The sequence below is a fragment of the Nonomuraea longispora genome, from assembly GCF_004348345.1.
In the GTDB taxonomy this organism is placed as follows: domain Bacteria; phylum Actinomycetota; class Actinomycetes; order Streptosporangiales; family Streptosporangiaceae; genus Nonomuraea; species Nonomuraea longispora.
On sequence record NZ_SMJZ01000007.1, the window covers coordinates 75,905 to 87,857 of the forward strand.

Annotated in this window: 15 protein-coding genes and 1 pseudogene; 8 read left to right on the forward strand and 8 right to left on the reverse strand. The window is 67.3% G+C overall.

The window, feature by feature from the left end:
• Positions 1-78: 78 nt before the first annotated feature.
• Together E1267_RS03735 and E1267_RS03740 are read right to left on the reverse strand one after the other, a co-directional pair.
• Entirely contained in the window at positions 79-1,197 is a 1,119-nt protein-coding gene (locus E1267_RS03735) for a DUF1648 domain-containing protein (protein WP_132329771.1), read from the reverse strand.
• Positions 1,194-1,583: a GntR family transcriptional regulator gene (locus E1267_RS03740; RefSeq protein ID WP_132329773.1), complete on the reverse strand. Its 390-nt coding sequence runs from the start codon at positions 1,581-1,583 to the stop codon at positions 1,194-1,196. The genes E1267_RS03735 and E1267_RS03740 overlap by 4 nt, the downstream gene beginning before the upstream one ends.
• 187 nt (positions 1,584-1,770) lie before the next feature.
• Between E1267_RS03740 and E1267_RS03745 the strand changes: the two genes are divergently transcribed.
• Positions 1,771-2,928 (forward strand): acyltransferase family protein, encoded by a 1,158-nt coding sequence (locus E1267_RS03745; protein ID WP_132329775.1) that lies wholly within the window; start codon positions 1,771-1,773, stop codon positions 2,926-2,928.
• A gap of 207 nt (positions 2,929-3,135) precedes the next feature.
• Entirely contained in the window at positions 3,136-4,530 is a 1,395-nt protein-coding gene (locus tag E1267_RS03750) for a cytochrome b (protein WP_132329777.1), read from the forward strand.
• 286 nt (positions 4,531-4,816) lie between these two features.
• Here E1267_RS03750 and E1267_RS03755 read toward each other — a convergent pair whose 3' ends face one another.
• From E1267_RS03755 to E1267_RS47795, 3 genes and pseudogenes are all read right to left on the reverse strand, one after another.
• Positions 4,817-5,230, reverse strand: coding sequence for a RidA family protein (locus tag E1267_RS03755; protein WP_342774767.1), 414 nt, complete (start codon positions 5,228-5,230; stop codon positions 4,817-4,819).
• The gene (locus E1267_RS46155; protein ID WP_181957739.1) at positions 5,227-5,448 is read right to left on the reverse strand and encodes a hypothetical protein; all 222 of its coding nucleotides are present in this window, start codon (positions 5,446-5,448) and stop codon (positions 5,227-5,229) included. Before E1267_RS46155 ends, E1267_RS03755 begins: the two co-directional genes overlap by 4 nt.
• 197 nt (positions 5,449-5,645) lie before the next feature.
• Positions 5,646-5,936 (reverse strand): annotated as a pseudogene (locus tag E1267_RS47795) (hypothetical protein); the annotation flags it as partial.
• A gap of 78 nt (positions 5,937-6,014) precedes the next feature.
• Between E1267_RS47795 and E1267_RS03770 the strand changes: the two are divergent.
• On the forward strand, positions 6,015-6,473 hold the full coding sequence (locus E1267_RS03770; RefSeq protein ID WP_132329781.1) for a GNAT family N-acetyltransferase: 459 nt from the start codon (positions 6,015-6,017) through the stop codon (positions 6,471-6,473).
• Between the two features lie 130 nt (positions 6,474-6,603).
• On the opposite strand, the gene E1267_RS03775 is transcribed toward E1267_RS03770, so the two are convergent.
• Positions 6,604-7,053 (reverse strand): YdeI/OmpD-associated family protein, encoded by a 450-nt coding sequence (locus tag E1267_RS03775; RefSeq protein WP_132329783.1) that lies wholly within the window; start codon positions 7,051-7,053, stop codon positions 6,604-6,606.
• Positions 7,054-7,155: 102 nt separating this feature from the next.
• On the opposite strand from E1267_RS03775, the gene E1267_RS03780 reads away from it, so the two are divergent.
• Positions 7,156-7,815 carry a DUF998 domain-containing protein gene (locus tag E1267_RS03780; protein WP_246063422.1) on the forward strand — a complete coding sequence of 220 codons (660 nt, stop codon included), beginning with the start codon at positions 7,156-7,158 and terminating at the stop codon, positions 7,813-7,815.
• Positions 7,816-7,873: 58 nt separating this feature from the next.
• Positions 7,874-8,506, forward strand: coding sequence for a TetR/AcrR family transcriptional regulator (locus E1267_RS03785; protein WP_132329785.1), 633 nt, complete (start codon positions 7,874-7,876; stop codon positions 8,504-8,506).
• 97 nt (positions 8,507-8,603) lie between these two features.
• Here E1267_RS03785 and E1267_RS03790 read toward each other — a convergent pair whose 3' ends face one another.
• Positions 8,604-9,116: a response regulator gene (locus tag E1267_RS03790; protein WP_281283583.1), complete on the reverse strand. Its 513-nt coding sequence runs from the start codon at positions 9,114-9,116 to the stop codon at positions 8,604-8,606.
• A 167-nt stretch (positions 9,117-9,283) separates the two neighbouring features.
• Between E1267_RS03790 and E1267_RS03795 the strand changes: the two genes are divergently transcribed.
• Positions 9,284-9,484 (forward strand): site-specific integrase, encoded by a 201-nt coding sequence (locus E1267_RS03795; protein ID WP_246063424.1) that lies wholly within the window; start codon positions 9,284-9,286, stop codon positions 9,482-9,484.
• 215 nt (positions 9,485-9,699) lie between these two features.
• On the opposite strand, the gene E1267_RS03800 is transcribed toward E1267_RS03795, so the two are convergent.
• Positions 9,700-10,449 (reverse strand): hypothetical protein, encoded by a 750-nt coding sequence (locus tag E1267_RS03800; protein ID WP_165959441.1) that lies wholly within the window; start codon positions 10,447-10,449, stop codon positions 9,700-9,702.
• Between the two features lie 58 nt (positions 10,450-10,507).
• On the opposite strand from E1267_RS03800, the gene E1267_RS03805 reads away from it, so the two are divergent.
• Complete coding sequence (locus E1267_RS03805; RefSeq protein ID WP_132329787.1) at positions 10,508-10,888, forward strand: hypothetical protein; 381 nt, start codon at positions 10,508-10,510, stop codon at positions 10,886-10,888.
• Between the two features lie 594 nt (positions 10,889-11,482).
• Positions 11,483-11,845 carry a tyrosine-type recombinase/integrase gene (locus tag E1267_RS45505; RefSeq protein ID WP_246063425.1) on the forward strand — a complete coding sequence of 121 codons (363 nt, stop codon included), beginning with the start codon at positions 11,483-11,485 and terminating at the stop codon, positions 11,843-11,845.
• Positions 11,846-11,953: the final 108 nt, after the last annotated feature.

Consider the following 11,953-nt stretch of genomic DNA (forward strand, 5'->3'; position numbering starts at 1 on the left):
ACGAAGGTCCTGGACACCGTACGGACGACCGCGGCGTGCGGACCGTCGCCCGCACGCCGCGGCGTCGCCCAGGACGGATCAGTCGGCGCCAGGCAGCACCAGCACCAGCAGGACGACCAGGCCGACGGCGAGGGCACCGAGCAGGATCCACGCGACGGGATGGCCCAGGTTGAGGGTCCATGACCAGGAGACGAGACGGTCGTGAACGAGCAGGGCGGGGTCGCGGCGGTTGACGTAGATCGAGCCGGCCAGATACCAGTACTGATCGTCGTCGCGCTGCCCGAGCCCTGAGTCCTCCTGCTCCTCCCCCGGCAGAGCGGGCAGCCGGTGCCCGGCCTGGCCCACCTTGACCTCCCACACCAGCCAGCCTCCCACCGGCAGGAAGAGCGGGGCGTAGACGATAACCTGCCAGAGGGCCGAAGGGGTGACGATCTCCCACAAGCGCAGGGCCGCCAACAGCAGGCTCAGGTCGAGGCAGGCCGCGGTCAGGAGCACCATCACCGCCGTGCCGCGCAGGTAGACGCGGTAGCGGCGGGCCGATCCCCTCGGCCGGGCGGCGTCCAGCTCGGGGCGGGCCCGCAGCACGACCAGGACCAAGGCGACGGCGATCAGGATGAGCGCGAGCTGGAAGATCACCGGCAGGAACGCGCTCAGCACGGTCGTGGGCTCACGCCGCGCGGGTTCGGCGGCGTACCCTAGCAGCGGTGGCAGCGTGGCCGGCAGTGTGCCGTAACGCGCCCAGCCGACGCCCACGGTGAGCAGGACGACGGCCAGGGCGGGAAGGGCCCACGGCCAGGGCACCCGAACCGGGTCGGTACGGAAGGTGGTGTCCACGGCGACGCCCTGACGTCGCTCGGCGGCCCACCCTCCGGTGAGCTTGGCGGTGCGGATCATGCGATGGGCGCGGTGGAACAGCAGCACGTCCAGGACCGCCAGCACCGACGTGGTGACGCCGATCGCGTCGGCGGACCGCGTGACCAGCAGCACCGGGACCGTGACCACGGCGACGAGCGCGCCCGCCGCCACGGTCGAGCGTGCGTAGGAGCGACGCGCGGCGATGACGGCCGGATCGTCCACCCGTTCCTCGCTCACGCGCACTCCGAACGCCAGGGTGGGCCTGGCCAGCGCGGGAAATGCCACCGCCAGGGCTGTGGCCAGCGCGATGGCGATCAGGCCGGCGCAGAGGATCACGATCACGTGTGCTCCTCGAAATTCATCAGCAGCGCCTCACACCGGCGCAGCACGTCCTGCCGGTCCATGCCCTGGACGGTAGCCTCCGCCAGCAGCACGCGCACGCGTTCCTCCCAGTCGTCGATGAAGGCCGCCTCGGGCGGTCCGGTCGTGGCGTCACGCCGTACGACCGCGCCGCTTTTGCGGTTGATCCGGATGATGCCCTGCTGTCGCAGCAGGTCGTAGGCCTTGTTCACGGTGTGGAAGTTGATGCCGAAATCGGCGGCCAGTTGCCGCGTGGAAGGCAGCGGATCGCCTTCGCGCGCCTGCTGTCTGGCGATCCCCTCCACGATCCGGTCCCGGATCTGCTGGTAGATCGGAACCTCGCTGTCAAGGTCAAGGGTCAGCTGCACGTCGTAACTCTATCTGCTATACAACAAGTAACACACATTGCTTCAGGGGGAACCTCATGCGGCAAGCAGAGAACCACCGGACAACACCGACCCTCCCCTTCACTTCGTGGACCGGATTATCCACGAGGAAGGCCGGCCCGCCCGTGCACACCGCTCGGGCCGCATCCCCCGAAGGGACGGCGAACCGATGACCCAGCCCGTCAACCAGCAGGCAGCGCCGCCCGCCACCGCTTCGCGGCTCCTTCATGTCGACAACCTGCGCACCGCGTTGATGGCGCTCGTGGTGGTCCATCATTCCGTGATCGCCTACAGCGACATCCCGGACTGGTACTACACGGAACCGGGGGCCGACTCCTCGCGAGCGCTGCTGGACCTGCTGCTGCTGTTCAACCAGGCGTTCTTCATGGGGGCCTTCTTCCTCATCTCCGGCCTGTTCGTGCCGCGCTCCTACGACCGCAAGGGGGCCGGGCAGTTCCTGCGCGAGCGGCTGCTGCGCCTGGGCGTGCCGCTGCTGCTGTGGCTGCTGCTGATCCGTCCCCTGGTGACCATGGGCAGGTACACCACCGCCAGCGAGGCCGCCGCCCGGCAGGGAGCCGAACTGCCCTACTGGAAGTACTACCTGTCGGCGTACACACCGGGCCCGATGTGGTTCGTCGAGGTGCTGCTCGTGTTCAGCGCGCTCTACGTCCTGTGGCGGCTGCTGACCGGCCAGGGCCGGCGCACGCCTGAAACCACCCCGGCCACCGGCCGGGCGCCCGGCGTCGCCGCGATCGCCGGGTTCGTCGCCGGGCTGTCTCTGGTGACGTACCTGTGGCGCATCATCGTGCCGATGGGCGTCACGGTGCTGGGACTGCCCTCGCCCGGTTACCTGCCGCAGTACGCGGCGCTGTTCGTCGTCGGGCTGGTCGCGGCCCGGCGCGGCTGGCTGCAGAGCCTGCCCAAGGCGGCCGGCCGGGCCGGTTTCGCCGCCGCGGCTTTGGCCACGGTCACACTCGTCTGGGTCGTGAGCTCCTACAGAGAGGTGAGCTTCGGCCACGGAACCCTGCCGTCCCTGCTGACGGCCCTGTCCGAATCGGTGCTCGCCGTCGGCATCATTCTCGGCCTCGTGATGCTGTTCAGGCAGCGCCTCAGCCGCCAGGGACGCCTGCGCAGGTTCCTGTCGGCGCACGCCTTCACCGTCTACGTCATCCACCCGCCCGTCCTGGTCGCCCTGGGCTACGCCCTGAGCGGGGTGGAAGCGCCCGCGATCGCCAAGGCCGCGCTGCTCTCCACCATCGGACTGGCACTGTGCTGGGCGACCGCGTACGTGGTGCGCGCCCTGCCGGGCGCCAAGAAGGTGCTGTAGACCCGTAAGAAGGGGCGACGGCCGGCGACAGGCCATCGCCCCACCCCTCACCCCGCCGCGTCACCCGCCCGCAACGGCGCTGGACCGGCGGTGTCCCTTGTTCTGGCCCTCCGCGGTGACGGAGCTCACGGTCACCCGGGCCCTTGCCGACGTCACACCTGCCGGCCCGATCGCGTCTTGTGTGTAGACAAGGTCAGGGGGCTCAAGATGCGTTCGTTGCCGACCGTACGCCGCTCGTTCCAGTTCTCCCACTGGACGTTCATGTTCGCGGAGATCGCCGTGTGGTCGTTCGTCGTTCTGCTGGTGACCGGAGCGATACTGATGCTGTTCTACGACCCCGGCATGTCCCAGGTGACCTATGACGGTTCCTACGGCCCGCTGCGCGGGCTCCTCGTCAGCCGGGCGTTCGACTCGACCATGCATCTGAGCCTGGAGGTGCGCGGCGGGCTGCTCATCCGCCAGATGCACCACTGGTCGGCGCTCGTCTTCGTGGCGGCCGTCGTGTTGCAGTTGCTGCGCATGTTCCTCACCGGCGCGTTCCGCCGCCCGCGTATCCAGCAGTGGCTGATCTGGGTGGCGCTGCTGGCGCTGGGCATGTTCGCGGGCGAGAGCGGCAACGCCCTGCCCGACGACATGCTGTCGGGTGGGAGCCTGTGGCTGATCATGTCGGTCGTGCAGTCCATCCCGGTGGTGGGCACGTGGGTGATGTCGCTGCTGTTCGGCTCGGGCTTCCCCGGCGACACGGTCATCCCGGTCATGTACGTCGGGCACCTGCTGCTCGCGGCCGTCATGGCCGTGCTGCTGATCGCCCGTGAACTGCTGGTGCGGCGCCACGGCCACTCGCGGTTCGTCGCCTCGCTGCCGGCGCGGCGAAGCGCCCGCCCGCTGATGGCGGCCGCGACGTTCGGCATGCTGATCATCCTCGGGTTCGGGTTCCAGATCGCCCCGATCTGGCTGTACGGTCCGGCCAAGCCGACGCAGATCTCGGCGGGCTCGGTGCCCGACTGGTACATGGGGTTCCTTGACGGCGCCCTTCGGATCATGCCCGCGTGGGAGCTCACCCTCGGGGCGTACACGCTCAGTCTCGCGGTGCTCGTTCCCACGGTGGTGGTACCCGGGGTCTTCTTCACCGCGCTGGCCACGTATCCGCTTGCCGAGCGCTTCCTCCTGGTGCGACGCGGCCGCCGTGACGCGCTGGGCCGGCCCGAGAGCGCACGCCGCACAGCCCGTGAGACACCCGCGCGGAACCTGCTCGACCGGTCGCGCGACACGCCCGTGAAGACGGCGATCGCCGCCGCCGGGATCACGTTCTACGGTCTGCTGTGGGCAGCCGCGGCCAACGATCAGCTCGCCCACCAGTTCCAGCTCACTCTCAACGCCGTGACGATCTTCTTCCGATACGCCGTGGTCATCGGGCCCGTCGTCGCCTTCGCCGTCACCCGGTGGATCTGCCTCGCGCTTCAGCAGTCGGACCGCGACGTGGCCGAGCACGGCCTGGAGACGGGCATCATCATCCGATCCGCGCAGGGCGGATTCCACGAGCGGATGGCGCCGGCGCGGCAAGAGCGCGACCGTCACCGGGAGTTGAGCCGGTCAGCATAGGCAGGGGGCGGCGACACCGCCGTGATGCGGGCGGTGCTGCGGCGCGTCCAGGCGGCGACGGGCAAGCGGAAGAACGCGCAACCCCACAGTCGACCTCGGCATCCCCGCTGCCGAGGGCTGGCAAATCACCGCCGACCAGCTCGGCCAGATCTCGCCCTGCCTACGTGCCCACATCGGCCGCTTCGGTGCCTACGCCACCGACGACCTACACCGCCAGCCCGACCCGTTCGATCCCCTGCTGAAGGAGGTCGACTTCGCCGACGTCGGCCCAGCCGCTTGATCGCCATCAGCCGGCCGCGATGGCTTCGATCTCGAGCAGCCATCGCTCGTCGAAGATTTCCGAGATGATCACCGTCAGTGCCGGGTGGTGATCGCCGAGGATCTCGCGGCGTATCGCCGAGTTGGCGTCGGCGTACTCGCGCTTCGAGAGAAACGTGGTGACCTTCACCAGGCTGGATGCGTCAAGACCTGCGCCGGCCAGACACGCCAGGATGTTGTTCCACACGGTCCGGCATTGCGTCTCGAAGTCATCAGGTACGTGGCCGTCGGGGGACTCGGGAATCTGTCCGCTGACGAAAACCAGCCGGGAGGCGCCGGTCACGGTCAGCGCTTGGACGTATCCCCCGAGCGAAGGAGGGGCGTCAGGTGGCTGAATGGGTGTGAAAACGACTCGATCTGCCGTCATTGTCGGGCCTTTCATGTGGTGACTCCGCTTGTGCGCGTGAGCGCTCGGTCCAAGATCGCCAGGGCGGTTTCGGCCTCCGCGCGGTTGAGCACCAAAGGCGGTTTGATCTTCAACACGTTGTCGTGAGGGCCGTCCCGGGACAGCAGCACCCCATCCTCGCGGGCCAGCTCCACGACGCGCGCTGCCGCTTCAGCCGCAGGACGCTTGGTGGCCCGGTCTTCGACCAGATCCACTCCGAGGAACAAGCCGCGCCCCCGACGTCGGTCGCGTAGCGCGGGCCGTCGTCGCCGTATTGTCCTTGAGGGGCCACGGTAGGGGTCGGGTAGTTCGCACACGCGCACGGCGTCAGGCTGGACTCGATCTCTTGACCGAGATGGCCGATCAACAGCCAGAACGGCTCGCCGTCGTCGGTGTCGTGCTCGAGGAGCACGACACCGCCGTAGCCGTAGGGGTCGGGGCGGTACGCGACACCATGCACGGTACCGTCCAGCGGCGCGAACACAGGTTCGCCCGCGGGGACGAACAGGTCCACTCCCAGGTGTACGGTCCGGGCGTGCCCTTCTGCTCGGGACGGGTGAACGCTTCCGAGCGGTAGACATCGCGGTCCTCTCGGTATCTGCCCAGACAGAAGGCACCCCGAAGGGCACCGGCCCGCCGACCGCCCGGTGACCCGGTCCCCGCGCCCGGGGATCTCACGGGTAATCGGGATGCCGGCTTGCACCGATGGGCCGGCGTCGCGCCATCGTTTCCCTCAATAATCCGGATGCGACCGGTGAGCGCAGCCTCATAGCCTCGCCACATGAACGACCATGCCTTCGTCCCGGACGACTTCGTCGTCCCCCTGACCCTGAGCCACCCACAGTTCCGTCTGGAACCCTTGGGACCCCAGCACAACGCCGCCGACCACGCCGCCTGGACCAGCAGCATCGCGCACATCCGCGCGACCCCGGGCTTCCCGGACGGAAACTGGCCTCCCGTGGCCGGCATGACCCTGGAGGCCAACCTCGCCGACCTGCGACGCCACGCGAACGACTTCGCTCAGCGCCGAGGGTTCACCTACACCGTCCTGGACCCGGCAAGCGGCGAGGTGATCGGATGCGTCTACATCTACCCCTCCCGCAGCGACGACCACGACGCCGACGTGTCCTCCTGGGTCCGGGCCGACCGAGCCGAACTGGACGTGCCCTTGTACGGAGCCGTGACAGCCTGGCTGTCCACGCAGTGGCCCCTCGGAACGCTCGACTATCACCCGCGCTGAAGCCGCATCCCGCTGGGAACCCCTGCGACCGCGACCAGGGCCGGGATGCGCGCGTACTACTGGACGCCCCGCGCGACGAGAACACTGTCCCGTACCGCCGTCTCGGTCAGCGTGCATGGGCTGACGTCGGTCAGCTCTTGCCGCGGAGTTCGGCGAGTACTTTGTCGAGTCGGCGGGCGCGGGTCTCCTCGGTCTTGGCACCGTCGATCGACTGCGCGTGCGCCTTCTGCTTGCTGTAGGAAAGCCGCCGCCACGCTTCGGCGGCTACCGTGTCGGTCGCCAACACGTGCGCGAGCACATCGGGAACCTCGACCGTGCGCGGCGCGTCGTCGAGTTCCAGGGTCACCTCGACTTCGTCGCCCGCACCTCGCCCGGTAGCCGCTCTGGTCTCGGAGTTGAACGAGATCATGTACTGGCCGCCCATGGAGCTGATCGTGTTGCGGTAGGTGTATCCGCCGTCGATCGTCACGGTCACGGGCACACGCTTTCCTCGCTCAAACGAGAGGACGACCTCCTCGGGCACGACGATGCCGACGTTGTTGCCGCCGCCGGGCCAGAGAGTGGTGCGGAACGTTGGCATGGTGATCTCCTTCTCGATCGGTTCGCTGACGACAGCAGCGTGCTTGACACGATCATTTCGCCTCAATACTGTACCGTCTAGTTTTACCGAAAGGAAAGACCCATGAACGGACCGGTGACTCAAGCGAGTGCCGTGCAACCCAAGACCCCGAGCGGCAGTACCCGGCTGTTCCTTTCCGCCGGAACGGTGGCGGGGCCACTCTTCGCGATCGTTGCACTGGCCCAGGCGGTGCTGCGTGAGGGATTCGATCCGCTGCGTCACGCGGTGAGCCAGCTCTCGCTCGGCGAAGGCGGCTGGATTCAGGTCGCGAACTTCGCCGTCACCGGGCTGCTGATGCTCGCCTGTGCGATCGGTCTGCGACGTGTCCTGCGCGGGGGGCGCGGCGGACAGTGGGCGCCGATTCTCATCGCGGCCATGGGGGTGGGCTTCGTGGCCGCCGCCTTACTGCCGGCCGACCCCGGCAACGGTTTTCCTCCCGACACCGGCTCGGAGGCCGCGTTCAGCGTGACGGGAATGCTCCACCTCGCGTGCGCCGGCATCGCGTTCATCGCGCTCATCGCCGCGTGCTTCGTGCTGGCGAGCCGGTTCTCCGGGATGAGCTGGCGCGGCTGGGCCATCGCCGGGCGCACGAGCGGAGTGCTGCTCGCGATCGGCTTCGCCGCCGCGAACTCCGGCGTCGTCGGCGGACCACTCGCCATGTTCGTCGGAGTCATCATCGCCTGGCTGTGGGTGGGCGTGTCGGCAGCTCGTCTCGTCCGGTAGGCGGTGAGCCCGCTCGACCGGCATAGTTAGAAGTGAAGACGGGCGATCGGAGGAGGATGTGGACCTTCGCGAGGGCACTCAATCTGCTGACAAGCACCGCGCGATCCTGCGGGCGGCAACCGAGATATTCCTCGACAGAGGATACGCGGGGGCCAGTATGGACGAGGTCGCTGCCCGCGCCGCTGTCGGCAAGCAGACTGTCTACAAGCACTTCGCTGACAAGCGTTCCCTCTTCACCGAGATCGTGCTCGGCACCACCGATCAGGTCGACGGCATGGTGCAGCTGATTGCCGAGACCCTGTCCCGTACCGACCACGTCGAGCGCGACCTCACGACCCTGGCCCGCCGCCTTCTCCTCACCCTCATGGACCCCCAGCTCCTGCGACTCCGCCGGTTGATCATCGCCAGCGCCGGTCAGTTCCCCGAGCTGGGCCGCGCCTGGTACCAACGGGGCTTCGAGCGCGTGCTCGCGAGCCTCACGGACAGCTTCACCCGACTCGGGGAGCAAGGGCTGATGGATGCGCGGGAACCAGAACGCGCCGCCGACCACTTCGTCGGCATGCTCCTCTGGATCCCCCTGAACAAAGCCATGTTCATGGGCGAGGACCGGCCCTACACGACAACCGAGCTCGAAGCACACGCCGACGCGGCAGTGCAGGCCTTCCTCGCCGCGACCCGCAGCAGATCGTAGTCTCGCACCAACGGACAGTAGACCCCGGGCCCGCGCCACCGAAACTGCGAAAAGGCCCGGAAATCCAGAGTGAGCGCTTGCTGGTGTAGGTGCCTGCTCAGTTGTACTCCGACGGCTGCGCGATCCCGTGCTCCCAGGCCCACGCCGCGATCCCCACCCGATTGCGGACCTTCCCCCTGGTGCTCAGTCCCGGTGCCCCCGTTTCCGAATCCCGGCCGAGCGTGCCGTGCGCGTGTCGAAGCACACGAACGGTGATCTGTGGACTCGCGAGCATGTCGCCGTTGACTGCTGCCCGGACCGCCTCAGTGAGCAGTGCCGGCCCGGACCGCTTCAGCAAGAACCCGCACACCCGGAGCGCGAGGGCAGCGGAGACGTACTCGTCGAGGTCGAAGGTCGTCACCACGATCACCTTGCAGTGAGAGGTTCGCGGATCGTCCATCAGCTGGCGAGTGACTTCGAGACCGTCCAGTTCCGGCATCCGGATGTCCATGAGAACCACGTCGGGGATGGGGTGACGCACGGTCTGGAGGGCCGGCGGCCCGGTCGTGGCCTCTCCGACAACGTGCATGTCGGGCTGGGAGTCGATGACCAGGCGGAACGAACTTCGCACGTCGCGCTTAAGCGCTCAAGGCCCACAAACAGCGACAGCGGAAGGCCGAGAAGAAGGCAGGCGACGAGTGGAAAGACTATGACCTGGTCTTTGCATCCCTCGTCGGCACACCCCTCGACGCGCACAACGTACGCAGGGCATGCTAGAAGATCATCAAGGACGCCGGGATGCCTGCCTACTACTGGACGCCCCGAGAGATGCGGCACAGCTTCGTCTCGCTGCTCTCCGACTCCGGTGTCCCCCTGGAGGACATCGCCCGCCTGGTCGGCCACAGCGGGACGGCGGTCACCGAAGCCGTCTACCGCAAGCGGATCCGCCCCGTACTCCTGCAAGGAGCTGCGGCAATGGATGATCTCTTCGCCCGTTAGTCACTCACCAATGCGAAAGGGTGCCACCCTGTTGAGTGACACCCTGCTCGACCAGCGAGAATCTGGTCGGGACGACAGGATTTGAACCTGCGACCCCTTGACCCCCAGGCACATCAGGTGGGGGCGGGATCACGATCGATACCCGCCCCCAGCTGCTATTACCGTCCCGTACGATCCCCTCAGATCCATGGTCGTCCGGGCCGGTTGTCACTCAGTTAGTCACCCAGAATCTGGCCCGTGGACTGGGCCTGCTGCCACACGTCTCGGCCGTTGCTCCACAGCTCAGAGGCATGGTAGGCGAACCGGTCGAACAGGCCGTCATCCTGATACCGCCGCAAGTGCAGCATAGGCGAGTCGTGCCCGACCAGCCTGGCCAAGTGGGGCGTGACGAGCATTTCCGAGTCGAACCGGAACACGCTCATGGCGATGTGCTCGTCACCGAACCGGGCTTCGACGCCGGGAACGTCTCGTAGCTGCTCAGCCTCCGACAACGTGATACGGATGCGTGTGGAGACGGTCAGCGGAACGTTCTCCACCTCCTCACGTCGCCGGGTGACCTCGCTCTCCGGATCGCCGACGAGGAATCGGATCTTGCAGCCCTGCTGGGCCTTCCGTTTGAGCACCTTCGCGAGGTTGGGGTGTTCCAGCCACAGGAAGTAGTTCGTGTAACCGGCGAATACGATTTCGTTGCGCGCCGAATTGATGAGATTGCGCCAGATCGATTTCGGACATGCAGAGCGATAGGGATAAACGGTCAAGACTTCCTTGTCCGGCCCAGTTTTCACCGTATTGCGGATTGCTTCTGGCCATAGCACGGCGATCTCAACTCCTAGTGCCTCCGCGGCGGCCCATTGGTGTCGCATGTGCGGAACGCGCGTTTCGTCTTGCAGCCAGCGTTCCACCGTCTTGACGTCCACACCACATCGGTCGGCCAAGTTCTGGTTCGTAACCTGGGCGTTCAGCATGCACAGCCCGACATCAACACGAGCGTGGGCTTCCTTCCTCCTCCGACGCCACGGGACCGTGAAAGCGGTGCTGCGTAACGGCACTCTGGCCTTGCTCGCGCTGGACGGAGATGCGCACGAGATGCCCGGAGGGGTGAAGCGCTGGCCGATCCACTGGGATGACCTGCTGATCCACGATGACGAGGTACAACCCATCACGCGATCTGACGGCTACCGCCTCGGCCTGTCCGGTCAGCAAGAAGCAGCAGTACAGCATGCGGTACAGGCCAACCAGAAGGTGAGCCTGTGCGGGGAGACGGTGCGCCCGTTGCAGACGCTGGGGTGGTGCCTGCCTTTCCTGCCCACTGCCGCGTGGGCCTGCCCGGCCTGCGTCCGACGGGTCGAACCTGGAGCAGAGGAAGGCATGCCGCCTGCCATGCCTCTCCTCCCGCCACGATGACCATGTTGCGGCCCAGCCCCCTGCCTGCCACCTCGTACGCCGTCGACTCACCGCGTAGCGGCAGCGGGCGGGGGACGGAGCGTCAAACCCGGCTTCGCGTGTACGTCCGCCGGTCGTCGTTCCTCGGTCATGTGTTGTCCTGCGATCAGGGCCGGGCTTGATGCGGAGGAGCCGGGCTGCTGGGCTTGGCAAGGCCAGGGTGCTCAGCGCCCGCACGGTGCGGCTGCTCCACTCGTGCCTGAATCGTGCGGTGAAGTTCGCCCAGGCCCGCGACAAGGTGAAGCGCAACGTCGTGGGTCTGTGCGAGATCCCGGAGGGCAAGGAAGGCCGTCCGTCCAAGTCCCTCACCCTTGACCAGGCGACAGCGCTCCTCGACGCGGCCGAGGGGACGCGCCTGTACGCCTACGTCGTCCTCTCGCTGCTGATCGGTGCCCGTACGGAGGAGCTGCGGGCGCTCACCTGGAAGGAGGTCGATCTCGTCGGCGACCCGGACAAGGACATCCCGCCATGGATCGCCGTGTGGCGCTCGGTACGCGAGGGAGGCGATACCAAGACCAAGCGCTCAGGCGTTCCCTGGCACTGCCCAAGCGCTGCGTGGAAGCGCTCAAGGCGCACCGCGAGCAGCAGCGGAGCGACAGGAAGGCGGCGGGCGAGAAGTGGCAGGATCACGGGCTCGTCTTCGCTTCCCTCGTCGGCACACCGCTCGACGCCCACAACGTCCGACGCGCGTTCCGGAAGATCGTCAAGAATGCCGGGATGCCTGCCTACTACTGGACGCCCCGAGAGATGCGGCACAGCTTCGTCTCGCTGCTCTCCGACTCCGGCGTCCCCCTGGAGGACATCGCCCGCCTGGTCGGCCACAGCGGGACGGCGGTCACCGAAACCGTCTACCGCAAGCGGATCCGCCCCGTACTCCTGCAAGGAGCTGCGGCAATGGATGATCTCTTCGCCCGTTAGTCACTCACCAATGCGAAAGGGTGCCACCCTGTTGAGTGACACCCTGCTCGACCAGCGAGAATCTGGTCGGGACGACAGGATTTGAACCTGCGACCCCTTGACCCCCAG